Source organism: Thermoleophilum album (assembly GCF_900108055.1).
Classification (GTDB): domain Bacteria; phylum Actinomycetota; class Thermoleophilia; order Solirubrobacterales; family Thermoleophilaceae; genus Thermoleophilum; species Thermoleophilum album.
Genome location: NZ_FNWJ01000002.1, coordinates 284,053 through 307,978, shown reverse-complemented (window position 1 = coordinate 307,978; position 23,926 = coordinate 284,053). Strand labels below are relative to the sequence as shown.

Here is a 23,926-nt window from a genome sequence, read left to right as displayed (position 1 = left end):
GACGCCGCGCTCACGCCTCGATCGACCTGTCGACGCGAGCTCGCCAGACCGGACGCGACCGCCGGCGGTGGCAGGGGGGCGGCTGGGCGCCCCGCACGGCGGGGCGCCCAGCCGCCGTTGGGCGACTACTGGAGCGAATACCAGTTGGGCGAGTCGTCGAACGGCGCCCAGACGTCTTGCCCGACGCCCGGATGCGTGTTGCAGGTCCGCGCGCCCGTGAACGGGAGGCAGGGGTTGAAGGGGTTCACTCGCCCGTAAGTCGCGGCGTGATGGGTGGCCGGCGGTGTTGGCAAACCGTCGGCCGGCACGCAGTTCTTGCCGTTCTTGCGGTCGTCGATTCCCGACGCCCCGATGCGGCTGAGTTCCTGGAGGTTGGGGACGTCGTCGTGATCCTGGTCGTCCGCCCCGTCGCGCACGCCGTCACCGTCGCCGTCGGGGTTCAGGAAGTCGGTTCCCGAGTACGCCAGGTAATACGGACGCTCGGACGCGTAACAGGCCTTCCAGTACTCGACCAGCATGCGCCCGTGGGTCTCGTCGAAGTTGGTGAGGCCGTCGGCGTCCTCGTCACGCTCCTCGTCCGACAGCCAGCCGTTGCCGTCGAGGTCGTACATCTGTTGCTCGGCGACGCTCTCGGTGCCGTTGTGGTTGAGGTCGAGGAGCGGGAAGGTGCCGTCGGGCGTGGTGACGTTGCGGTAGCCCGCGGAGCTCGCCCAGGCGAGGAACTCCGACCACTTGCCGTAGCCCGCGGCCGGCAGCCCGGGGCTGCGCGGATCGTTTGCGCTGAGGATCGAGTACTTCTCGCCAGCGGAGTAGCTCAGCGGGAAGAGCGTGCGTGGCGAGCCGTTGGCGATCGTGTAGTTCCAAGCCCCGAACTCCTCGGCGAGGGTCAGGCCGTCGCCGTCGTGATCGACGTTGGCGTCGGTCGGGTCGAGCGGATTCGGGTACGGCCTCTTACCCGGGTATGGCAACGACGCGTTGGGGCTTTGGTAATCGTCGTTGTTGAGGTCGACGGCCGACTTGTACTCGTAGCCGTCGGAGATGCCGTCACGGTCGGTGTCGGCGACGCACGGATCGGTCTTCAGTTGGGCCTCGAGCGCGGCGTCCAGCAGATCGCCGTCGGCATCGCCCGAGCAGGAGGCAGTTTGCGCGGTGCCGCCACCCGCTCCGCCTGCGCTTCCACCGCTGGTGCCGCCGCCTCCCGATCCGCCCGAGCTGGCCGGCGCGACCACTGGCGAGAGCCGTCGCGGCGTCCACTTCGAGAAGCTCCGGGAAACGGCAATGCGCAGGCTCATGCGCGTCGCCCGCGGTTGACCGTTCGCCACGGCGAGCAGTTCGGCGACCCGCCGCGGCACGACCACCACCAGCTTGCGCGACGAAGCGCTGCGCGGTTTGAGAAACGCCGTTTTGCCACCCGAACCGCGGAGAATCACGGTGTTGCGGCTGGCGCGCGCACTGAAATTCCGGCCCTTGATCGTGATCGTTCCGCCAACCGTCACGCGCATCGGCGAGACGCTCGTAACGACGGGCTTTCGGGCGGCTTGTGCCGGAGCGGCGATCGCCAGCAGGCTTGCCGGGATCAAGGCCAACCGAAGCAGCTTGCGTGCGCGCATTTCGATCACTCTCCTCGCTTGCTCGCGCCGCTGTGGCGGGTCTCGGTGGTCACGACCGTGAAGAGATCCGACAACACCGGCAGCTCGAAGCGCCTGAATTCGACCGGCGGCGCCGCGTCCGCGCCGGCGCCCTCGCTGCTCAGGCCAGCGCTGGCGGCTCGGGCCGGCGCCGCGCTGTCCGCCTGCGCATTAGCCGACTTGGCCGACGCGGGCTTGACCTTCACGCGACGGATCGCGTCGATCCGCAGCAGGTAGTCGTTGCCCTGCTCGTCGCGCAGGCGGTGCTCGTTGCCGGGACCGAGCGTGAGCACCGCACAGTCATCCTTCGCGGGCTTGCAGCTGCCCTCGCCCGACGTCTTCTTGAGCGAGGCGTCGACCAGGAAAACGGCGTTGTCGCCGTCACCCTCGACGCCCAGCAGGATCAGCAGCGGCGCCGACTCGCTGGGCAACATCGCCAGCTTGTCTTGGCCGCGGAAGCGTCGTTCGCTGCCGACCTTGCCGAAGGTCAGGTCAACCACGTAGCGGTAACTAGTCGTGGTGCGGCGTACGGACGTCGTCGGCCCGCCCGACGGCGCCGGTGTGGAACCGCCGCTCGGCGCACCGCCGCCCGCGCCGGCACCGCCGCCGGCCCTACCGCCACCGCTGCCGCCCTGGCTTGCGCCGCCGCTCGAGCCAGCCAGCGTCGGCAGCGAGCCACTACCGCTGGCGCCGCCTTGCGTCTGCAAACGCACACCCTTCGGCGGGCGGAAGGGGTCGCGGGCACGGAACGAGTCGAGACGCGACCCTCGCACGTCGTTCTCGGCGGGCTGAACCTGAAGGCGCGCGAGCTCGCTGCGCGTCGGCGGTTGCACCGGCGCGACGGTGGGCGCGCTACTACCGCCGCCACCCCCGGCCAGCAGCACGGGAATTGCGATCAGCGCGACGCACAGCAGCACGGCGATTGGCAGCAGACGCCGCTCGCGCAACTCTTCCCAGATGTCGAGGAGCTGTTCCTTCATGGCTTTCACCGGGCGGCCGTAGCGGCGGGCGCGGGCGACGCGTTCTGCGCCCCACTCGCCGCCTGGTTTGACGCGTTCGTAGTGGGAGCCGGGCCTTGGGGGGTCGCACCGCCAGTCGCCCCCTCCGAGCGCGGGGCGAGGTAGACGGTCGCCACGAGCTCGGCGTCGATGCGCGGGAAGTGCTCGCTGTCGCTCGTGAAGTGCAGGGACTCGACGGTCAACAGACGACCCCGCACCAGCAAGCGGTCGCCAGCCACGCGCACAAACCGCTTGAGGCGATGGAAGAAGTCGGCAAGGCGCATGAAGGAACCGTTGAACCGCAGCGTTAGCGGTACCGAATCGAGCGCTCCGGACGCTGGCGCGGGCATCGCGCCGCCCGCAGTGGCGGCGCCGCCGGCCTGGCCTCCGCCAATCGGCAGCCCTTTGCCGCTCGAAACCGAAGTCTGCGTGTCCTGCGGATTGACTCCCGACTGCTCGGCCGCCTGGTTGCGCTGCGCGCTGGTTTGGGCTGCGTTGTTGGCCGCTTCGGTTGCCTTCCCTGGCCCGCTCTGCGCCTGTTGACCACCAGCCGCCACCGGGGGTTGAGAGCTGGACCCGCCGCCACCACCACCTGCGGTGGCGCTCGCCGCCTGCGCGCTCTGGCGCTGTCCGACCTCGATCTTGCTGAAGCGAATCCCCGTCCCACGCGCCGCGGCGTCGAGCTGGACCAGCACCGTCGCCATGTCGAGCTGCGGCGGGATCGCTTTACCGAGCTTCACTACGGTCGCGTAGTCGCGATCGAAGTTCGCGCGGCTCGCCTGTAGCTGAGCGAGCGTTTGGCGCGCCTGGTCGCGTGCTTGTTCCTGCTGCTGCAGCTCGTCGCCGGCCTTGGCCGCTTCTTCACGCTTCGGGCCGAGCAGGAAGAACCAGTAAACGACCACCAGCAGTAGCGGCACCACGTAGAGCAGAATCTTGCGATCGCGGTCTGTGAGGGTCACGACCCGCCTCCGAGCTTCGCCGGGACTTTGCTGCTGCCTTGGGGCGCCTCGACGGCCGCGGGCGCCGGGTCGAAAAGCAGGCGTACCTGGAACTTGTAGAAGCGGCCGCAGCTCTGGCTGCTCGGCGCTTCGTCCGGGTTCTCCTGCTCCGACGAGGTGAGCTCCACGTCCTTGACGCGGTGGAGCTGTCGCAGCCGCACCATCAGGCGCGCTACGTCGCTCTGAGTGCGCAGGCAGCCGGAAAGGTTCGCCTCGGGACCGCTGCTCGCTTGCCCGGCGGGGGTGGCCGCCCCGCTCGCGCCGCCCGAGCCGCCCGGGCTGGCGGTCGACGAGGAGAGTCCGGTGACCGACGCCTGAGCCTCGGTCAACCACCCGCTGGCGGGCATCACCAGCGACACCTCGCGCAGGAAGCGCTCCCAGTCGAAGCGCTGCTGAGCCAGCTGCTTGACCGCTTGTTCGCGCGCCTGGCGCAAGCGCGCGAACTGACCGAAGGCACCGAGCTGCGCTTGCTGCGCTTGCAGCTGCTGCGCCTCTTGGCGCACCTGCTCAGCCTTCGCCCTGCGCTCGTTCACCTGGCGCGCGGCGAGCGTGTAGACAGCCACCATCAAGACCAACAGGGCGAGCGCAGCGACCACCATCTGGGCGCGACGACCGTCGCCCTTGCGAGCGCGCCGGCGTTTGTCGGGAAGCAGGTTGACCGGCCTCACGACTGACCTCCAAGAGCGAGTCCGGCAGCGACCGTGAAGCGCGCCGGATCGTGGGCCGCCCGGCCGTCGGGGTCGAGCCCCGGCAGCGGCTCGGCGACCGCCACCGGTAGGGCGAGGTGCGCCGCCAGGTCGTCGACGAGGCCGTCGTCGCGCGAGCCCGGACCGGACAATACGACCTCCTCGACCGGCGGCGAGTCGGGCTGCGCCAGGTAGTAGTCGATCGACAAGCGGATCTCATCGGCAAGACGATCGGCACTTCCGTCTTCGTCCCAGGCGCTCGTGATCGTGCGCGTGAACAGACACGCGGAGCCCGCCGCGATCGCGAGGTTGGTGACGCCGCCAAGGTGACAGTAGACGCGGGCGCCACCGGTACCAGTCTCGGTACCGGCGCCGTTAGCGCGGGCCAAGACGCGCACCAGCGCGAACGCGTCGAGGTCAAGCCCGCGCGGGCGCAGGCCCGCGCCCTTCACGGCCCCAACGAACTCCTCCACCATCGAGCGCCTGGCGGCGACCACCACCACCCGCATGCGCTCGGCACCGGTGTCGTCGACCCGGTTGTCGATCACCTGGTGGTCGAGAATCGCTTCTTCCAGCGGCATCGCGATCGCCTCCGAGGCCTGGAAGCGGATTGCCGCTTCACGCTCCTCGTCGTCCTCGATCGGTGGCAGCTCGATCAACCGCACGACGATCTGCTGGTTGGCAACACCGAGCCAGACATCGCGCGCGAGCTCGGTGGTCCGCACGAACTCGCGCAAGGCGGCGGCGAGACCTTCCTTGTCCCGCACCTCGCCGTCAACCACGAGACCTTCCGGCAGGTCGTGCGATGCGACCCGCACGATTCGCCCGCCAGCGATCTCGCAAGCCGCGAGGTAACGACCGTCGATGTCGAGCCCGACGCTCCCGCGGGACGAAGGCTTCCGAAACAGGGATGGAGACATTCGGCAGAGGAACTGTTTCGCTGAGGGGAGAGAAGGGAGAGTCCTTCCCCGTATCGGCAACCGCCGGCGACGCTTGAATCACCTCGACGCTTGGTCGATCGCTTGCAATATCCGCGCTGACCGCTCGCCGGTACTGCCGACCGCGCGCCCGGGGGGCGCGGCGCGATCAGACGAGGAAGGTTTGGCGGTAGAGATCCACCAGCTCGGGACCCGCGACGATCCCGACCACCCCGCCGAGCGCGAGGAACGGACCGAACGGCACGCCGCGCTTGCGCGCACCGCGGCCCTCGCGGGCGATCAGCGCCACCCCGACGAGCGCACCGGCGAGGAAGGCCACGAACAGCGCCGGTATCACGCCGATGCCGAGGTAGAGCCCCATCACGCCGGCGAGCTTGACGTCCCCCATGCCGATCCCTGCGGGGTACGCGAGCGCGATCAACAGAAAAGCGACGAACGATCCCGCTCCGGCCAAGAGCAGTTCAACGAGGTGCGTGCGGGCCACGATGGGCGCCGCCGCAACCGCGTACGCGGTGCCGGCGAGCAACAGCTTGTTGGGAATGATGCGGTGCTCGAGGTCGATCGCCGCGGCGGCCACCAGCAGACCTGCGAACGGCAACCACAGGGCCAGTCGCGGGTCCGGCCAGCGCGCCGCCACGAGCCCCGAGAAGAGGACCGCGGTGGTGAGCTCGACCAGCGGGTAACGCAAAGAGATTGCCGCACCACACGACCGGCAGCGCCCACCGAGCAGCAGGTACGAGACGATTGGGACGTTGTCGAGCGGCGCGATCGGTGTCTCGCACGAGGGGCAGCGAGAGCGAGGCCGGACCACCGACTCGCCGCGCGGCAGGCGGTGCACTACGACGTTGAGAAAGCTCCCCACCGCCGCACCGAGGGGGAACGCGAGGAGTATCGCTGCTTGCATCGAGAGGTTCACGTTTACCGCTGGGGTCGCACTCGCGCTCGCAGTATCCCTTCGACAAAGACCGGGGCGGGCCTTTCGGCCCGCCCCGCTCGCAGCGTGGTCTAGGCGACCGCGACTACTACCACTGACCGTCGGACGGGCAGCCACCCTCGCCGCGCTGCTGGCAGTTCTTCGTCACGTTCGAACCGTTCTTCACGTAGGTGAACGTGTTCCCCGACTTCGAGTAACCCGTCAGCGTGTAACCGGTCGCCGTCGGGTTGATGATCTCGACCTGACCCGGGCCGTTACCGATCTTGATGCCCGAATTCTGGATGTCGGGGTTGTTGCCGTCGCACCCCGCGTACGTCTCGTTCGTGACGAAGCACGACTCCATGTGCGAAACCAAGTTCCGCACATTCGACTTCGCCGACGCATCCTGACCCTTCTGACGCTGCCCCAAGAACGCCGGCAGCGCGATCGCAGCCAGAATGCCGATAATCAGAATCACGACGAGCAGCTCGATCAGGGTGAAACCCCGCTCGCCGCTCAACCGCTCGCGGACCTTCCGCAACATGCTCCTGCTTACCTCCTGCGTGGGTTGGTAGGTCTGGGTGCCGAGCGATGGCGCGCTTCCCTGCGCCGCGAGCGCTCGGTCACGCGACCGGCATCGGCGGCACAGCCGCCCGCCTTTAGAGACAGCGACGCCCTAAAGCGACAGATCCGACGAACGTTCTAGGCGCACGGGCGGAGAGCGCCATATGGCGCTAAGGGCCCGCTTCTTCGCCCTCTGCAGCGTGCGGCACGGCCGGGCCCTCGCGGCCGCAGACCGGGCAGCTGTCGCCCTCAGCGATCGGACGCTCCGAGCAGTAGTAACAGTCGCTGACCTGCTCGAGCACCCCCAACAGTTCCCCAACACGGCAGACCAAAAGACGCTCCTCATCGACCTCCACCCAGACGCCCGCGGAGGCCGGGAAGACCACGTGATCGCCCGGCTTGACCGGCATCCGCACGCCCACGTGAGCCCACCAATCGAGGCCCGGACCGACCGCCAGCACGATCCCGTGCTGGGGCGGCGGCTCGTCGGTGCCGGGCGGGACGATGAGGCCCGAGCGGCGCACCCGGTCGGGTTCGAGCTCCTTGATTACGACGCGGTCGAACAGCGGACGCAGCTGGTGGCGCATGCACCCCGAAGGGTACGCGCCCAGCGCCCGTCACACGGCTGCAGCACCGGCTCGCTGGGCGCGGCGCGCCGCGACCGTGCGGCGTAGCTCCTCCCAGTCGACGTTGCGGAAGTTGTGCATAGGGCAGTACTTGGGGCCGCACATCGAGCAGAACTCCGCTGACTTGAAGTAGTCGTCGGGAAGCGTCTCGTCGTGCATCGCTTGCGCTGTTTCTGGGTCGATTGCGAGCTCGAACTGGCGCCGCCAGTCGAAGGCGAAGCGCGCCTCGGAGATCGCGCGATCCCAGCGGTAGGCAGCACGGTTGCCACGCGCCAGGTCGGCCGCGTGAGCGGCGATCCGGTAGGCGACGAGCCCCTGCCGTACGTCCTCTTCGTTGGGCAACCCCAGGTGCTCCTTGGGCGTCACGTAGCAGAGCAGCGAGGTCCCGTGCCATCCCACCACCGCCGCACCGATCGCTGAGGTGATGTGGTCGTAGCCGGGCGCGACGTCGGTGACGAGCGGGCCGAGCGTGTAGAAGGGCGCGCCGTCGCAGACCCGCTGCTGGCGCTCCACGTTCTCCTGCAGACGGTGGAGCGGGATGTGGCCCGGCCCCTCCACCATCACCTGAACGTCGCGCTCCCGGCAGCGGCGCACCAGTTCGCCGAGGGTGTCGAGCTCGGCGTACTGGGCCGCATCACAGGCGTCGGCGATCGCCCCCGGTCGCAGACCGTCACCAAGGGAGATCGTGACGTCATGACGGCGACAGATCGCGAGCACTCTGTCGAAATGCTCGTAGAGGGGATTCTCGCGGCGATGGTGAACCATCCAGCGCGCCAGGAGACCGCCGCCGCGGGAGACGATCCCACACACGCGGTGCTGCACCAGTGGCAGGTGCTCGAGCAGGACACCGGCGTGGATCGTCATGTAGTCGACGCCCTGCTCGGCCTGCTCTTCGATCACCTCGAGCAGCAGTTCGGGTGTCAGGTCCTCGATCCGCTTGACCCGCTCCACCGCCTCGTAGATCGGGACGGTGCCGAGCGGCATCTCGGCCGCCTCGATGATCGCCTGGCGCGTCTCGACGATCTCCTTGCCGGTCGAGAGGTCCATCACCGTGTCGGCACCGAAGCGGGCGCACAGCTCCAGCTTGCGCAGCTCCTCGGCGATCGATGACGTGACCTGGGAGCGCCCGATATTGGCGTTGATCTTGACGCGCGCCTGCAGCCCGATCGCGATCGGATCGAGCGCTCGATGGTTGACGTTCGCCGGGACGATCATCCGGCCAGCCGCCACCTCGGCACGCACGAGCTCGGGATCGAGCCCCTCACGCTCGGCGGCTCGCCGCATCTCCGGTGAGACGACCCCACGCTTAGCTAGCGCTAGCTGGGTGCGGCAGTCGGCGTCGGCCGGGAAAGAGCTGCGGTGCTGCACGGTTGTCCTCCCTTCGCTGGCATTACCCAGATCAGGTTCCGCGGGTCGGCGCTAGGAAGCGCCCTCTCAGCCCCTCGCGCAGGGACTCCCCGGTAGCCGTTTCGGTCCGCCGGCTACTACTTGATCTGATCGTAGACGCGGAACATCGGCATGTACATCGAGATCACGATGAAGCCGACGATCGCGCCGACCAGAACGATCATTACCGGCTCGAGAATCGAGGTCAGCGCCTTGACCGCCGCCTCGACTTGCTCTTCGTAGAAGTCGGCGACTTTGCCGAGCATCGTCTCGAGCGCGCCGGTCTCTTCGCCAACCCCGATCATCTGCACCACCATCGCCGGGAAGACGTTGGGCGCCTTGGCCATCGGTGCCGAGATCGTGCCGCCGCGCGAGACCGAGTCGCGCACCTCCTGCATCGCTTTCTCGATCACCTTATTGCCGGCGGTGCGGCCAGTGATCTCGATTGCCTCGAGCATCGGCACACCGGCCGACACGAGGCCGGCGAAGGTGCGCGAAAAGCGGGCGAGCGCGACCTTCTGCACGATCCCACCGATCTTCATCGGCACCTTCAGCTTGATCGTGTCCCACTGCATGCGCCCCCACTCAGTGCGCTTCCAGCGACGGAAGCCAACCGTCAGCGCGACCCCCACCGCGATCATCAGGTACCAGCGGTCGGTGATCAGGTGGGAGAGGGCGACGGTGAACTTGGTGATCGTCGGTAGGTCGCCCCCGAAGTCCTTGAAGATCTTCTCGAAGACCGGCACCAGGAACGCCACCAGCGCGATCAGCACGAGGAACGAGAAGGAGATGACGAGCGCCGGATAGACCATCGCCGCCTTGATCATGCGGCGCAGCGCGGCGTCCTTCTCGAGCTGGTTGGCAACGCGCTGCAAAGTCTGTTCGAGGATGCCGCCGGACTCGCCGGCCTGGACCATCGCGACGTAGAGATCGTTGAAGACGTCCGGGTGCTTGGACAGCGCCTTGGAGAACGAAAGGCCGGCCTCCACGTCCTTGCGCACGGCAGTGAAGGTCTCCTTGAGCTTCTCGTTCTGGGTCTGCTCCTCGATCACGTAGAGCGCCCGCAACAGCGTCATACCCGACGAGACCATCGTCGCTAGCTGCCGCGTCGCGATCACCAGCGCGTCGGGTTTGACCCGCTTGAAGCGGGCGAGGATGTCGCCGGCGTTCGGCGGCGCCTGCTCCTCAACGTCGAGGACGATCAGCCCGCGCTGGCGAAGCTGCGCGGTAACCGCTTGCTTCGATTCGGCCTCGATCTCCCCGCGCGTCGGAACGCCCGCGCGATCGACCGCTCTAAACGCGTAGGTGGCCATCCGCTAGCCCTCCCTGATGCTCGAAGGAAGCTCGCTCACGCGACCCGCACGGTGCCCATCAAACGCCGCAGTTCCTCCGGTGAGCCGGCCCTCGCCTCGGCCAACTCGCGAGTTATCAGGCCGCGCCGCGCGAGGTCGGCAAGCGCGGCGTCCATAGTCTGCATGCCGTACTGACCGCCGGTCTGCAACGCCGAGTAGATCTGGTGCGTCTTGCCCTCGCGGATCAGGTTGCGAACCGCCGGGGTTGGCACCAGCACCTCGGCAGCTACGACCCGTCCACGACCGTCGGCTCGCGGTAACAACTGCTGCGTGACGATCCCCTGCAGCGCCACCGAGAGCTGCACGCGCACCTGCTGCTGCTGGTTCGGTGGGAAGACGTCGACGATGCGGTCGACGGTTTGGGCGGTGTCTTGGGTGTGCAGCGTCGCGAAGACGAGGTGCCCGGTTTCGGCGGCGGTCAGTGCCGTCGCGATCGTTTCGAGGTCACGCATCTCGCCGACCAGGATCACATCGGGGTCTTGACGCAGCGCCGCCTTGAGACCGTCGGCGAAGCTTTTGGCGTCGCTGCCGATCTCGCGCTGGTTGACGATGCACTTCTTGTGACGGTGAAGGAACTCGATCGGGTCTTCGATCGTCAAGATGTGTTCGTGACGTCGCTCGTTGATCAGGTCGAGCATGGCTGCGAGCGTCGTCGACTTACCGGAGCCGGTGGGGCCGGTAACAAGCACAAAGCCACGCGGCTTGCGCGTGAACTCCTCCAGCACCGGTGGCAGCCCAAGCTCCGAGAGCTTCGGCATGTCGCGCGGAATCAAGCGGAAGGCGGCGCTCAGCGCCGAGCGCTGGAAGTAGACGTTGACGCGGAAGCGCGCGACGCCCGGGACGGAGTACGCGAAGTCGATCTGCCAGTCGGTCTCGAGGCGCTGGCGTTGATCGTTGGTGAGGATCGAATAAACGATCTCGCGCACTAGCTGCGGCGTCAGCACCGGAAAGTCGAGGGGTTCGAGCCGCCCGTGCACCCGCACCATCGGCGGCACGCCAGCGGTTAGGTGCAGGTCCGAAGCGTTCTTCTCGACTACCTGCAGTACGACTTCGGCGAAATCGAGCTCCATCGGGTCTCCTATCGGACGGCAACGCCCGGCACCTGAGCGCTCACGCGGAGAGGGAGCGGGGATGCAGGCGTCACCTGCACCTATCGGCAACTACGTGCGGCCGCTGAAGTCGTCGACATTCAGGCCGCTACGCGGGCGACCTCGGCGATCGACGTGATGCCCTGCTTCACCTTTTCGAAGCCGTCGTCACGGAGAGGCCTCATGCCCTGCTCGATGGCCACCTTGCGGATTTGATCCGCCGAGGCTCGCTCGACCGTCAGTTCGCGGATCTCATCGCTCATCAACATCACTTCGTGGACGCCGGTACGTCCCTTGTAGCCGCTGCCGCCGCACTGCTTGCAGCCGACGGGCTCGTACGCCTCGATGTCGAACGCCGCGTGGTAGCCAGCCGCCCGCAGCGCGTCGACGGTGAGGATCGTGCGCTCCTTGCAGTGCACGCAGAGCATCCGCACGAGACGCTGCGCAACAACGCAAACGACGGCCGACGCGGTCAAAAACGGCTCGATGCCCATCTCGGTGAGACGAGTGATCGCCGAGGGCGCGTCGTTGGTGTGCAGGGTGGAGAGCACCAGGTGGCCGGTCAACGCCGATTCGATCGCGATCTGCGCGGTCTCGGCGTCGCGGATCTCGCCGACCATGATCACGTCCGGGTCGGCGCGCAGCATCGCGCGCAGACCGGTGGCGAAGGTGAGACCCGCCTTCAGGTTCACCTGCAGCTGATTGACCCCCGGCAGCTGATACTCGACGGGATCCTCGATGGTGATGATCTTGCGGTCCGGCGAGTTCAGCTCGTTGAGCGCTGCATAAAGCGTCGTGGACTTACCCGAGCCGGTCGGCCCGGTCACCAGGACCGCCCCGTGCGGCCGCTTGAAGGACTCCTCAAAGCGCTGGCGGTTGCGCGGGCTCATACCGAGCTTGTCGAGGCCGATCAGCGCCTTCTCCTTGTCGAGAATGCGCATCACGACGCCCTCGCCGCGGACCGAGGGCATCGTCACCACGCGCACGTCGATCTCGTGGCCGTCGACGTTCAGCGAGACGCGGCCGTCTTGGGGTACGCGCTTCTCGGCGATGTCGAGGTTCGCCATGATCTTGATCCGCGAGATCGCGCTGGCGACGAACTTGCGCTGGATCGTGCTCACCTCGCGCAGCACGCCATCCACGCGAAAGCGCACCTTGAGCTCGCTCTCTTCGGGCTCGAAGTGGATGTCGGAGGCGCCCTCCTCGATCGCCTGCTGAAGGATCTGGTTGACGAGCCGAACGACCGGCGAGTCAGCGGCCGTTTCGCGCAGCTCGCCGAACGCTTCCTCGAGCTCTTCCGCCTCCTCCTCGGCCTGCTCGGTTCCGAGCTCGACCGTCGACGACATCTTTTTGATCAGCGCCTGGATGTCGTCGCGCGAGGCGACGACCGGCTTGACGTCGCGACGGATCAGCAGCTTGAGGTCGTCGAGCGTGACGATGTCGCGCGGGTTGGCCATCGCCACCGTCACGACGTCGTCCCCTTCGAAGCCGACCGGCACTGCCTGGAAGCGTTTGGCGTCCTCCGGTCGGATCAGGTTGAGCGCGTTGGGGTCGGGCTTGCGCTCCTGGAGGTCGAAGTACTCGAGCTCGTAGCGGGCCGCGATCGCCCGCGCAAGTTGGTCGGGCGTGAGCGCGCCCTGCTGGATCAGCAGCTCTTCGGGGGTCGTGCCCTCGGCGCGCGCCTGCTCGACTGCGGCGTCGACGATCGCCCGCGAGACGAAGCCGAGCTCGACTATGACGTCGGAGACGAAGCGCCCCTTGACCGGTCCGCGCGCCCCGTTGCTGCCACCCGCTGCTTTGCCGTTGCCGTTGGCCCGGCCGCTCTGACGGCCAGCGGCTTGCTTGGTGGCGACGGCGGCCTCGTCCTCGGAATCAGCCGTCTGCTTGGCGTTTCCCGGGGCCGAGACCGTCCGCGTCTGCGGTTGGCCCCTGGCGTCGCTCATCGCCGAGCGTCCCTGACCTCCTGCACGAGGGTCGGCTCGTCCACGAAGCCCTCGACAACGTGTGCCTTACGCGCGCGATCGACGATCACGACCGCCGGCACCTGCGCCAACTCGAGTTTGCCGAGCAGCGGCGTGTAGCGATCGACATCGCTTGCGCGATCACGGAACACGCGGGCGAGCCCACGGCGTTCGACCGCGCGCACCGCGGCGGCGACCTGCGCGTCCTCGATACCGCCCGGCTCGTAGAAGAAGAGCACGACCGTGCGCCCCTGCTCGAGTGCCCGCACGAGCCCCCTCGGTACGCCCGCGGCGGCGCGCGGACGTGCGGCGGCACGGGGACGCGCTGCGGGCGCGGGCTTGGCGGGACGTCGCACAACCGGCTTTCGAACGGTCGGCTTGGCGGCAACGGCACCGCGCTGCGCGCTCACGCGCCTCTTCGCCGGTAGCTTCGGCGTGTTCGCCTCCGCCCTCGGCGGCGCCGGAGTCGCCACCGGGGTCGAACTCTCCTCTGAACGACCGTTGACCGCCACCAGGTAGGTGGCTGCCGTCAGTACCGACGCGAGCAGGGCCAGGACGAGGGGACGCGAAATCGCCATGTGGTCGCTATCGGCAAGAGCGGGCGATCGTCTTAGTCCCGACGATCCACCTGCGCGGCGCCCACCGCTGCTCGCATCACGGCAAGCGAGGGCACGCGCCCGGTCCAGATCTCGAAGCTGCGGGCGCCCTGGCGGACCAGCACCTCGAGCCCGCCTACGAAGCGCACTTCTCGCCGGCGCGCCCAACGCTCCAGCGGGGTCGGCTGGGCGCCGTAGACGAGGTCGACCACCAACGGCGGCGGTTCGCGCCCCGCGAGCCCGAGCATCGCGAGCGCCTCCTGCATCGGCAGGTTCGGATCGAGCCCCACGGACGTGGCGTTGACGAGCAGGTCGGTGGGTCGATCGAGTGGATCCGTAACGGCCTCGATCGCCAGCGCCTGTGCGAGCTCGCGGGCCCGCTCGGGAGTTCGGTTCCACACCCGAACCTGTGCTGCGCCTGCGCTGCGCAAGGCGTAGGCCGCGGCGCGACCGGCCCCGCCGGCGCCGAGCACCACCGCGGCGAGTCCGCGCGGAGAGATCGGCAGGGCGTCGAGCAGGCCAGCCACGTCGGTGTTCTCGGCAAACACTCGGCCGTCACGGAAGTGCAGGGTGTTGGCGGCACCGGTCACGGCGACCGCCTCCGAACGTTCGTCGGCGAGTCGTGCCGCCGCGAGCTTGTGAGGAATGGTCACGTTCAGTCCCACGTAACCCAGGTCCCGAAGGGCCCGTACCACCCCCTCGAACTCCCCCGGGGGGATTGGCAGCCGCAGATACCGCCAGTCGCGCAGTCCGACGTCAGCCAGCGCTGCTTGCATCATCTGCGGAGAGCGGCTGTGCGCGATCGGCCAGCCGGCGACCGCGAGTAGCCTGGCGGCTCGTCGCGCGCCCTGCATCGCCCCTCAGCAAGTAGTCGGCGAGCGGCCGCCCGCGCGCTCACGCGCGCGCTGGTAGCGGGCCACGTCACGGGCGAATTGGCGGGCGTCAGCGGAGAACGCGTGCTCGCCACAGCTTCCTGGCTTTACGACGTAGTAGAGGAAGGAGGTGCGCGCTGGGTTTGCCGCCGCCCGCAAGGACGCGAGACCGGGGTTGCCGATCGGCCCGGGCGGCAGACCGACGCGTAGGCGCGTGTTGTAGGGGCTCGGCGAGCGCAGCTCGCTGAGACGCAGCGGCCGCGTCCAGTTGTCGAGTGCGTAGCGCAGGGTGGCGTCGATGCCGAGCGGCATGCCGGCGCGCAGCCGGTTGTAGATGACGGAAGCGATGAGTGGGCGTTCGCGGGCGAGTCGCGCCTCGCGCTCGACCATCGACGCGATGATCAAGACGTCGTACGGAGTGAGGTTCTTGGAACGCGCGTAAGAGAGGTCGATGCCGGCGAAGGCGCGTTCGAAGGCGCGCAACTGACGTGCCACGAGCTCCTCGGCGGAAGCGCCTGGTCGCAAGTCGTAGGTCGCCGGGTATAGAAAACCCTCGAGGCCAGCACCCGCTGGGGCGCCGTAGCTACGGGGGTCAAGCAGCGGCGATGCCCGGCTCGCGGCGAGGTAGTCGCCGCGCAGCCGGCCCTGCACCAGCCGGGCGATCTCGCGGCGCGAGAGGCCCTCGGGGATGGTGATGCGCAGGACGTGCTCCGCCGCTCCCTTAGAGAGCACCGCGATGGCCGCTCCGTAACTCATGTCGCGGCGCAGCCGATAGGTGCCGGCCTCGATCCGGCTGCCGAGACCGGCGAGCCGGGCGCGCAGCTCGAAGAAGCCGGCGTCAGCGACAACCCCGCGACGCTCGAGCAGCGCCGCCACCTCCCCGAGGGTCGCGCCGCGCGGGATCGTGACCGCCACCGTCCCGTGCCCGCGACCGTGGAACGGCTGCCACAAGGAGAACGCGAACCAAGCGGCGACTACACCCGCCAGTGTCAGTGCCGCCACGGCGGCGGCACGCCTGCGGCCTGTTCGCACGCTCAACCCCGCTGCTCCCGCGCCAGCCAGTCGTCCAGCAGCACCGCCGCAGCCCGCGCATCAGTGGGTGCTCGCCCCCCTCGGCGCTCGGCGATACGAGTCGTCAGACGTTCGTCGTAGAGCTCCACCGGAACCGCAACTACCGACGCCAACTGGCGGGCAAAAGCGGCTGCTCGACTGGCTTGCTCGCCCCGCTCACCGGAGGGAGTCAAGGGCAGACCGACGACCACTTTGCCGACGTCGCGCTCCGCGACGATCCTGGCAATCGTCGCGAGCGCCGCCGCTAGCGGACGCGCTGGTATCGCCGCGAGCGGCTGAGCAAGCGTGCCCGACGGGTCCGAGATCGCGAGACCACAACGCACCTCGCCGGGATCGATCGCTAGCACGCGCACCACTCAGCTCAGCGCGCGCTCGATCACGGCACGTCCTTGTTCGAGCGCCTCGGCAAGACGGGCCGCGTCTCTGGCACCAGCTTGTGCCATTGTCGGTCGACCGCCACCGCCGCCGCCGATCGCCGCGGCTGCCTCGCGCACCAGCTGATCGGCACGCAGGCCTACGTCGACCAGCTCCGGAGCGACGCTCGCGACCAGATGGGCCCGCCCCTCGACCGTGGTCGCGAGTAGCACCACCGCCCTCCCCAGCTTTTGACGCACGGCGTCGGCGAGGTCGACGAGTGCACGTGGCTCTAGGCCCTCTACCGCCTCGACGACGACAGCGGTGCCGTCGCGCCGTTGGGCCGACGCCACGATGCGTTCGGCTTGGGCCCTTCCGTCGCCCGACTGCGCACGCTTGCGGGCTTCCTTGAGCTCTCGTTGCAGCCGTTCGACTGCCGAGACAAGCTCCTGCTCGGGCACCCGCAACAGCTCGCTAAGTCGCGCCAGCGTCGCGCTCCGTCGCGCGAACAGGGCGGCCGCCGCGGGACCCGTGACCGCCTCGATCCGTCGTACGTTGCTGGCACTCGAGGTCTCAGCCTCGATCTCGAAAAGACCGATCTCGGCACTCGACGCGACGTGCGTACCCCCGCACAGTTCGCGCGAGACGTCGTCGATCTCGACGACGCGCACCCAATCGCCGTACTTCTCGCCGAACAGCGCGATCGCGCCGAGCCGGTTCGCCTCCTCACGCGTCGTCTCGAAGGCGCGAACGGGCAGGCGCTGCTCGACCCAGGCGTTCACGAGTCCCTGGATCTCCTCCGCCTCGTCCCGCCCCAGACGCTTGCCGTGGGTGAAGTCGAAGCGCAGCTTGTCGGGACCGACGTACGAGCCAGCCTGACGAACGTGGCTTCCGAGCTGCCGGCGGAGGGCGGCGTGCAGCAGGTGGGTCGCCGTGTGGTTACGCATCGTGCGCCGCCGGCGCTCCTCGTCGACTTGCGCGTGCACCTCCGCCCCGACGCTCGGTGGCTTCCCCTCGAGCAGTTCGCAGACCAGCACCTGATCGTCGGGCAGGCGGATCGCGTCGAGCACGCGCGCTCTCCCCCATTCACCCTCCAGCAGCCCGGTGTCCGAAACCTGGCCGCCACCCTCGGGGTAAAAGGGGCTTTCGGCGAGTTTGACCAGCAGCTGGCCGTCGTGGTCGGCGCTCCCCAAGACCTTGGTGTCGGTCGCCAGACGCTCGTAACCGACGAAGCGGCTCGCCGCGCCGCTGGCACGCGCCAACTCGGCGGCCCGCTCCCGACGCTCCGCCGCCGTACCGGCCTTGCTCGCGCCGCGCCGCGCGACTTCGCGGGCACGCTCCATTAGGCGTTTGACGGCTTGCTCGTCGACGCTCAACCCCTCCTCGGCCAACAGCTCGCGCGTCAGCTCAAACGGAAAGCCGAAGGTGTCGTGCAAGCGAAAAGCGTCTTCGGGGTCGATCTCGCTCGCACCCTCGCGCTTCGCGCGCGCGATCAGCTCCTCGAGCAGGTCGCGGCCCTGCTCGATCGTGCGGGCGAAGTTCTGCTCTTCGGTGCGCGCCCAGCGCAGAATCGTCGAACGCTCGTCGCGCAGGTAGGGCCAGGCGCCACTCATCGTCTCGATCACGCGCTCGTAGAGCGGCTCGAGCAGTGGCCGATCGATCCCCAGCACGCGCCCCTGCAGCACCGTCCGGCGCATGATCCGGCGCAGCACATAGCCGCGCTCCTCGTTCGACGGCACGACGCCGTCGGCGAGCAGGAAGGTGGCGCCGCGGCCATGGTCGGCGATTATGCGCAGGGCCCGCGTAACCCTGAAATCCTCCCCGTACCGACGCCCGGATAGCTCCTCGCCGAGCTCGACAAGTGGCCGGAAGAGGTCGCTTTCGAAGACCGACGGAACCCCTTGCAACAGCGCCGCCAGCCGCTCGAGACCGGCACCGGTGTCGATGTTGCGCTGCGGTAGCTCGCTCAGCCGATCGCCGGGATGCAGCTCGTACTGCATGAAGACGAGGTTCCAGAACTCCAAAAAGCGGTCGGTGTCGTCGCCCGGCCGCTCGGAGTCGGCGCCGTACTGCGGCCCGCGGTCGTAGTAGAGCTCGGAGCAGGGTCCGCAGGGTCCGGTCGGTCCCGCCTGCCAGAAGTTGTCGTCACGGCCGAGGCGAACGATCCGGTCCTCGGGAATCCCAACCCCCCGCCAGTACTCGATCGCCTCCTCGTCGGGACCCAACCCAAGGGCGGGATCGCCCCCGAAGACGGTGATCCAGATGCGCTCCGGATCGAATCCGAAACCCTCGGTCGAAAGCTCGTACGCGTACTCGATCGCCTCGCGCTTGAAGTAGTCGCCGATCGAGAAGTTGCCGAGCATCTCGAAGAACGTCAGGTGGCGCGCGGTGCGCCCAACGTTGTCGATGTCGGTCGTGCGGAAGCAGCGCTGACACGAGGTGAGACGGCGCGCCGGGGGCTCCTCCTCGCCCCGGAAGTACGGCTTCAGCGGCTGCATACCGGCGGTCGTCAGAAGGACCGAGGGGTCGTAAACGGAGGGCACCAGCGAGGCGGACTCGAGTCGCCGATGCCCGCGCCGCTCGAAGAACTCGAGGAAGGTCTCGCGGATCTGCTCGGCGCGCATCGCCCGCAGTCTAAGCGTGGTCGCAACGAAAACTGCCGCGCAGGCGCCCATTTTTCGGCTCGAAACTGCAGCCTTTTTGCGCAACCTTGGTCGCCGGCGGCGCGGCCGCGGACGATTGCCGACATGACCTCTGCGCAAGGCGTCGCCGCAACCGAAGTGATCTGCGCCGCGCAGGCGAGACGCGGCAGCTACCACCGCCTGCTGGCCCGGCTGCGAGAGATCGCCGCCGGTAGTAGAAACGCGAGGCACTCGCGCCCCTCTGCGAACACGCGGTCCCTCGCCGATAAGGACGCGCCGCCGCCGCGGCGCGTTACCAGCTCACCCGGCCACAGGCTTGACGAGCGAGCCTGGCGGAACGCCCGCATGCTTGCGGCGCTGCTCGAGGACGAACACGCCTACACCGCCGAGCACTCGACGTCGGTCGTGGAAATTGCCTGTGCGGTGGCCGAGGAGTGCGGACTCCCGGAGGCGGTGCGCGAACGGGTCGCGTTGGCGGCGCTGCTCCACGACGTCGGCAAGATCGTCGTGCCGACGGAGATCCTCGACAAACCAGGACCGTTGACCCCTCGCGAGTTCGAGCTCGTCAAGCGCCACACCCTGAGCGGCGCGGCGATCATCGTCGGCACCGACCCCGAGCTCGCCGAGATCGCGGCGATCGTGCGCGCCAGCCACGAGCGTTTCGACGGTCGCGGCTACCCGCTCGGCCTCGCTGGCGAGGAGATCCCGATCGAGGCGCGCATCGTCTTCGTCTGCGACGCCTACGACGCGATGACCAGTCGGCGCGCCTACCGTCGCCCCTGGCCGGAGGCGCTGGCGCTCGCCGAGCTGCACCGCAGCGCCGGCACGCAGTTCGATCCGCAGGTCGTCGACGCACTGACCGCCATCGTGCGGCGCCAGCGAAGGCGTCGAAGCGATCTCGCTGAGCCGCACTAGCGCAAACAGAGACGGGCATAGTCGAGCCCGTCGAGCGGGTCGACGCGAAGGCAAGCGTCGACGTCGATGCGGCGCGAAAGAAGGAGCGGTGAGCGGAGCGTCCCCAGCGGCACCACCCATCCCTCACCGAGCACGCGGTCGAACAGCCCCTGCCAGGGCTCGGCATCGTCGGCTTGGCGCCTCAGCACAGCGAGCTCACGACGCGCCACCGGATCGAGCAGGCGTAATTGCGCGAGGTACGCGTACGGGTGCACAAGCTGCGGATCGACCACCGCTAGCCCGGTCTGCGCGCGCGTCCAAAGCCGCGGCAGTGCGCGCCGGAAGGAGGCCGCCCCGAGCAACCGCAGCCGCACGCGGAAACCGAGCTCGTTGAGCGTGCGCGCATATTCACGGGCGACGGCGAAAGTGACCGCGGAGCGCTCCGCCCAGACCGTCACCGGCGCACCGAGCACGCCGGCATCGGCCAGTATCCGCTGAGCGTCGTCGGGGCGCGGCGCGCCGCCCCGGGCACCCCGGGCGCAGAAGCCATCGCCGCGATGCCCCAGCACTCCCTCTGGCAGCGGATCGCAAGAGCCGTCCAGGAAACCGAGCGCGAGCCGCCGGATCTTGGCGTAATCGAGAGCGAGCGCTACAGCTCGCCGCACCCGGCGGTCGCCGAACGGCCACAACCGCGGGTTCAGGAACAGGTAAGCGACGGCCCGCGTCGGCACGTCCCGATAGCGGTCCGCGTAGGTGGACCTGAGGATCGGTATGCGCTCGCGGTCCGCTCGCCGCTCGACCACGTCGACGCGATCCCGCAACGCCAAGTTCAGGGCGTCGCCGGATACCGCCGACGCCTCGATACGGTCGAGGTATCCCGGTCCTAGCGGCTTGAGCTGAAGCCGGCGCCGCCGCACCAAAACCAGCGATCCACCACGCTGCCGGCGCAGGAACGCGGCGTAGAGGCCACTCGCCGACGGCGGCTGCGTGCGCGAGCCGCGGGCGTCGGTAGCGGCCGGGACGATCCCGGACCACGGCTCAGCTAGTACCCAAGGCAGCGTCACGTCGGGGTGACGCAGCCTCAATTGCAGACGCAGCCCGCGGGCACTTACGCCGCGCAGGCGACGGACTTTACCGCGCGCGAAGGCGCCCCAGCCGTCGATCGCCGAGAATGCCCGCGCACGTTCGCCGCCGAAGCGCACCAACCGCTCGATCGTTGCGGCCGCGTCGCGCGCCCGTAGCGGTCGACCGTCGGCAAAGCGCAGGCCGGGCCTCAGCTCGATCACCAGCGTGCGTCGATCGTCGCTGGTCTTTGGCAGCGAGCGCGCCAGCACGGGCTCGAGCTGCACCCCGCCGTCCCCGTCGACGCGTCGATAGAGCGGCGCGTAAGCGGCGGCGGCCAGCTCTAGGAGAGTTCTCGAGCGCAGACGCGCGGGGTCGAACTCGCGCACCGGGGCCGACAGCGCAACCTCCGCCGAACCGCCACTGAGGGCGGAGCCGACCCGGCGCTCGCCGTCGCCGCAACCGCCGACGAGCAGCGTGGCGATGAGCAGCGCCGCGCAACCAGCGCGGCGGCGTGCCGGCTCCACCTCAGCCGATCTCCTCGCGCATCGCCGCCAGGGCGCGCCTTATCAACCGCGAGACGTGCATCTGGGAAAGTCCTACATGACGCGCGATCTCGGCCTGCGAGAGGCCGAGGCCGAAGCGCATCCGCAGGATGTCACGCTCGCGACGCGGCAGGCGGCGCAGTGCCGGCTCGATCGTCGCCCGCATCTCCGAACGCGCGTAGCCAGGCTCGTCGTGACCGAGCATCTCCAGCGCGTCGGTCTCCTGTTCTTCGCTTCCTTGGTCGAGCGACGCCGGTGCGTAGGCGGAGCCGAGCTCCAGCGCCTCGATCACCTCCTCGACGGTCGCGCCGACCTCGCGAGCGAGCTCAAGCACGCTCGGCGAGCGACCTAAGCGAGCACCAAGCCGATCAACCGCGGCAGTCACTGCGGCATGCAGCTCCTGGAGAGCGCGCGGTACCCGCACCGCCCAGCCGCGATCGCGGAAGTGGCGCCGGATCTCGCCCAGGACAGTCGGGGTCGCGAACGTCGCGAGCGAGACGCCGCGCGACAACTCGAAGCGGTCAATCGCCTTGATAAGCCCAATCGCGCCGACCTGCTCGATGTCTTCGACCGGCTCCCCGCGCCCTGCGTAGCGTCGTGCGAGGGCCCGTACCAGCGGCAGGTGCCGGCGGATCAACTCCTCGCGCGCTCGGCGATCGCCGCGCTCGTGGTAACGCCGCAGGAGCTCGAGGTCTGGAGCCCCCGCTGCCATCCCTAGCCGCCCCTCAGCCGCCGCTTCTCCAGCGTAACTGCGAGACCCTCACGTGCGCGCTCCACACGACAGCCGTCGGCGAGCGTCGTGAGCACCTCGGCGAGCGAGGGCACGTAGGGACGATCCTCGGCGCCCGGCGCACGGTCCTCGCCGAGACCCGGCGTTGTTGCGGCGTCACCAGCCAAAAGCGGTTCGATACGGGCTGGCAAGGGCGCGACGCGTACGCTCAGCCGTTCGCCGTCGAGCACGAAGTCGAGCTCCAGCTGTGCGCTGTCGTCGACCGTCGCCAGCACCGTCTCCAGCGCAAGCTGAAGGTCGTCGATAGCGGCCAGTGTGAGGTCCGCTCGAGCGGCTATCGCGCCGACGAGCATCCGCAGCATCGGGTCGTCTTGGCGGGCAAAAGCGGCAACCAGCTGCACGCGCTCGCGACCACCAGCACTGCCGGTACGCACGGAAGCTGCCCCGACCAAGATCACTTCTCCCAGCCGGCAATCGTCGCGGCGCCGACGACCAGCTCACCGTCAAGCAAGCACGCCGTCTGACCGGGGGCGGGGGCGAGCGCTGGCTGGGCGAGCTCCAGCCAAGCCCGATCCTCGTCTTCGACGAGCACACAGGGCAGGGGGCGCTGCCGGTAGCGCAACTGCACTGCCCGCACCCGCTGGGGGGCGCGGTGGAGGATCAGATCACGGTCGAGATAGACGCGGCGCGCCCAAAGCTCATCGCGGGTGCCGAGAACCACGCGGTTGCGCTGTGGGTCCTTGGCTACGACGTAGGCGGGGTACCCCATCGCCACGCCGAGCCCTCGCCGCTGCCCCACGGTGTAAAGCTGGTGACCGTCGTGTTCGCCAACCTCACGCCCGTCGCGCGTAACGAACTTTCCGCGACGCAAGCTGCTGGCGGCGTGGCGACGCAGAAAGGAGCGCGTGCCGAGCCCGGCTACGAAGCAGAGGTCCTGGCTCTCCGGTCGCTCTGCCACCGGTAGCGCAGCGGCGCGCGCGATCTCCCGCACCTGCGTTTTCTCGAGACTCCCGAGCGGGAACTCGAGCCGCTCGAGAAGCGCGGGCTCGAGCCGCGCCAGCATGTACGACTGGTCCTTGCAGGGATCGCTGGCGCGACGCAACAAGAGCCCTTCGCCATCGTCGGCGAGGCGCGCGTAGTGACCGGTCAGCAGTCGCTCCGCGCCGAGCGCGTGAGTCGCCGCGATCAGGGCATCGAAACGCACCTGCCCGTTGCAGACGACGCACGGGTTGGGCGTGCGACCGGCGTCGTGGAGACGCAAGAACGGGGACACCACTTGCGCGCTGAAGCGCTGCCGCAGGTCGAGCGTGAAGTGTGGTAGCCCGAGCGTGTGCGCAAGGCCTCGTGCGCGCAGCACGGCGCGGGGCGAGCAGCAGCTGCGCTCCGGGTCGGTGGCCGGGTCGGCCCACAATTCGAGCGTCACCGCCACCACCTCTTTTCCGCTCTGCGCTGCCAAGTAGGCGGCGACGGTGCTGTCGACACCGCCGGAGAAGGCGACCACCACCCGCCCGCTGCGCTGCGGGTGCGCGACCGCGCCGGCCGCCAACGCCATGCCGAGCGCCCGGTGCAAGGCATCGGCGGCAAGCGCAGCACCGTGCCACTTGCCGGGGCTGAGACCCCCGACGTACGCCGCGATGTCACTAGCCCCGAGCTTCGCGACCTCGAGCAACGGACGCCCCTCGGCGAGTTCGACGGTGGCGGCAGCGCACGCTCGAGCGGCCCCGCAACCGCTGGCCGTGAACCCGACCTCCTCGACCGTCTCGCCGGCGCAGCGAACCGCGATTCGCACGAGATCCCCGCACGGCGCTCCGCCCGCGATGCCCGCGTGCGGCCACTCGACCAGCGCGCCATCGCCCCTGCACGCAGTCAGGAGTTGCTCGAACTGTTCGCGCGCCTGCGGGCTAGAGGCGCGCGCGGGAGCGGCTCGATCGGCGGACACCGTCGTCAAGGTTAGGCCGCGCCGAAGAGTCGGCGAAACCCCCGGATTTGCGCCCCATTGCGATCGCTTCCGCACAAGTCACG

The 23,926-nt window shown here is 69.0% G+C and carries 22 protein-coding genes and 1 riboswitch; of the genes, 1 reads left to right on the top strand and 21 read right to left on the bottom strand.

Features of this window, described 5'->3' with window-relative positions; translation table 11 throughout:
- Window positions 1–125 precede the first annotated feature (125 nt).
- The 17 genes from BLW41_RS07525 to alaS form a co-directional block, all read right to left on the bottom strand.
- Window positions 126–1,610 carry an IPT/TIG domain-containing protein gene (locus tag BLW41_RS07525; protein ID WP_143038652.1) on the bottom strand — a complete coding sequence of 495 codons (1,485 nt, stop codon included), beginning with the start codon at window positions 1,608–1,610 and terminating at the stop codon, window positions 126–128.
- A gap of 5 nt (window positions 1,611–1,615) precedes the next feature.
- Window positions 1,616–2,608, bottom strand: a complete 993-nt coding sequence (locus BLW41_RS07520; protein WP_093117845.1) for a hypothetical protein — start codon at window positions 2,606–2,608, stop codon at window positions 1,616–1,618.
- A gap of 5 nt (window positions 2,609–2,613) precedes the next feature.
- Window positions 2,614–3,585: a hypothetical protein gene (locus tag BLW41_RS07515; protein ID WP_093117843.1), complete on the bottom strand. Its 972-nt coding sequence runs from the start codon at window positions 3,583–3,585 to the stop codon at window positions 2,614–2,616.
- Entirely contained in the window at window positions 3,582–4,292 is a 711-nt protein-coding gene (locus tag BLW41_RS07510; protein ID WP_093117841.1) for a hypothetical protein, read from the bottom strand. Before BLW41_RS07510 ends, BLW41_RS07515 begins: the two co-directional genes overlap by 4 nt.
- Window positions 4,289–5,230, bottom strand: a complete 942-nt coding sequence (gene pilM / locus BLW41_RS07505) for a type IV pilus biogenesis protein PilM (RefSeq protein ID WP_093117839.1) — start codon at window positions 5,228–5,230, stop codon at window positions 4,289–4,291. Before pilM ends, BLW41_RS07510 begins: the two co-directional genes overlap by 4 nt.
- A 166-nt stretch (window positions 5,231–5,396) precedes the next feature.
- Window positions 5,397–6,152, bottom strand: coding sequence for a prepilin peptidase (locus tag BLW41_RS07500; protein WP_093118891.1), 756 nt, complete (start codon window positions 6,150–6,152; stop codon window positions 5,397–5,399).
- Window positions 6,153–6,270: 118 nt separating this feature from the next.
- Window positions 6,271–6,705, bottom strand: coding sequence for a type IV pilin protein (locus tag BLW41_RS11455; protein WP_093117837.1), 435 nt, complete (start codon window positions 6,703–6,705; stop codon window positions 6,271–6,273).
- A gap of 190 nt (window positions 6,706–6,895) precedes the next feature.
- Entirely contained in the window at window positions 6,896–7,312 is a 417-nt protein-coding gene (locus BLW41_RS07490) for a co-chaperone GroES (RefSeq protein ID WP_093117835.1), read from the bottom strand.
- Between the two features lie 30 nt (window positions 7,313–7,342).
- Window positions 7,343–8,719, bottom strand: coding sequence for a phosphomethylpyrimidine synthase ThiC (gene thiC, locus BLW41_RS07485; protein WP_093118889.1), 1,377 nt, complete (start codon window positions 8,717–8,719; stop codon window positions 7,343–7,345).
- Window positions 8,711–8,821, bottom strand: a riboswitch (TPP riboswitch). Its footprint overlaps the gene before it by 9 nt.
- A 14-nt stretch (window positions 8,822–8,835) precedes the next feature.
- A complete protein-coding gene (locus BLW41_RS07480) occupies window positions 8,836–10,050 on the bottom strand; it encodes a type II secretion system F family protein (protein ID WP_093117833.1) in 1,215 nt (404 codons plus the stop codon).
- A 35-nt stretch (window positions 10,051–10,085) separates the two neighbouring features.
- On the bottom strand, window positions 10,086–11,159 hold the full coding sequence (locus BLW41_RS07475) for a type IV pilus twitching motility protein PilT (RefSeq protein ID WP_093117831.1): 1,074 nt from the start codon (window positions 11,157–11,159) through the stop codon (window positions 10,086–10,088).
- A gap of 119 nt (window positions 11,160–11,278) precedes the next feature.
- A complete protein-coding gene (locus BLW41_RS07470; RefSeq protein ID WP_093117829.1) occupies window positions 11,279–13,120 on the bottom strand; it encodes a GspE/PulE family protein in 1,842 nt (613 codons plus the stop codon).
- A complete protein-coding gene (locus tag BLW41_RS07465; protein ID WP_093117827.1) occupies window positions 13,117–13,716 on the bottom strand; it encodes a hypothetical protein in 600 nt (199 codons plus the stop codon). Before BLW41_RS07465 ends, BLW41_RS07470 begins: the two co-directional genes overlap by 4 nt.
- A gap of 32 nt (window positions 13,717–13,748) precedes the next feature.
- On the bottom strand, window positions 13,749–14,588 hold the full coding sequence (aroE, locus tag BLW41_RS07460; RefSeq protein WP_093117825.1) for a shikimate dehydrogenase: 840 nt from the start codon (window positions 14,586–14,588) through the stop codon (window positions 13,749–13,751).
- 6 nt (window positions 14,589–14,594) lie between these two features.
- Window positions 14,595–15,608: an endolytic transglycosylase MltG gene (gene mltG / locus BLW41_RS07455; protein WP_177169411.1), complete on the bottom strand. Its 1,014-nt coding sequence runs from the start codon at window positions 15,606–15,608 to the stop codon at window positions 14,595–14,597.
- Between the two features lie 32 nt (window positions 15,609–15,640).
- Complete coding sequence (gene ruvX, locus BLW41_RS07450; RefSeq protein ID WP_093118887.1) at window positions 15,641–16,030, bottom strand: Holliday junction resolvase RuvX; 390 nt, start codon at window positions 16,028–16,030, stop codon at window positions 15,641–15,643.
- A 3-nt stretch (window positions 16,031–16,033) separates the two neighbouring features.
- A complete protein-coding gene (gene alaS, locus BLW41_RS07445) occupies window positions 16,034–18,655 on the bottom strand; it encodes an alanine--tRNA ligase (protein WP_093118885.1) in 2,622 nt (873 codons plus the stop codon).
- A 363-nt stretch (window positions 18,656–19,018) separates the two neighbouring features.
- Here alaS and BLW41_RS10965 point away from each other — a divergent pair, with 363 nt between their 5' ends.
- Window positions 19,019–19,588 (top strand): HD-GYP domain-containing protein, encoded by a 570-nt coding sequence (locus BLW41_RS10965; RefSeq protein WP_177169410.1) that lies wholly within the window; start codon window positions 19,019–19,021, stop codon window positions 19,586–19,588.
- Here BLW41_RS10965 and BLW41_RS07435 read toward each other — a convergent pair.
- Genes BLW41_RS07435 through mnmA form a run of 4 tightly spaced genes read right to left on the bottom strand, consistent with a single transcriptional unit; the run spans window position 19,585 to window position 23,843 of the window.
- Window positions 19,585–21,156, bottom strand: a complete 1,572-nt coding sequence (locus BLW41_RS07435; RefSeq protein ID WP_093117821.1) for an ABC transporter substrate-binding protein — start codon at window positions 21,154–21,156, stop codon at window positions 19,585–19,587. The two genes, BLW41_RS10965 and BLW41_RS07435, sit on opposite strands and share 4 nt — an antisense overlap.
- Before the next feature lies 1 nt (window position 21,157).
- Window positions 21,158–21,886, bottom strand: a complete 729-nt coding sequence (locus BLW41_RS07430) for a SigB/SigF/SigG family RNA polymerase sigma factor (RefSeq protein ID WP_093117819.1) — start codon at window positions 21,884–21,886, stop codon at window positions 21,158–21,160.
- Between the two features lie 2 nt (window positions 21,887–21,888).
- On the bottom strand, window positions 21,889–22,362 hold the full coding sequence (locus BLW41_RS07425) for a hypothetical protein (protein ID WP_093117817.1): 474 nt from the start codon (window positions 22,360–22,362) through the stop codon (window positions 21,889–21,891).
- Window positions 22,359–23,843, bottom strand: coding sequence for a tRNA 2-thiouridine(34) synthase MnmA (gene mnmA, locus BLW41_RS07420; protein WP_177169409.1), 1,485 nt, complete (start codon window positions 23,841–23,843; stop codon window positions 22,359–22,361). Before mnmA ends, BLW41_RS07425 begins: the two co-directional genes overlap by 4 nt.
- Between the last annotated feature and the right edge of the window lie 83 nt (window positions 23,844–23,926).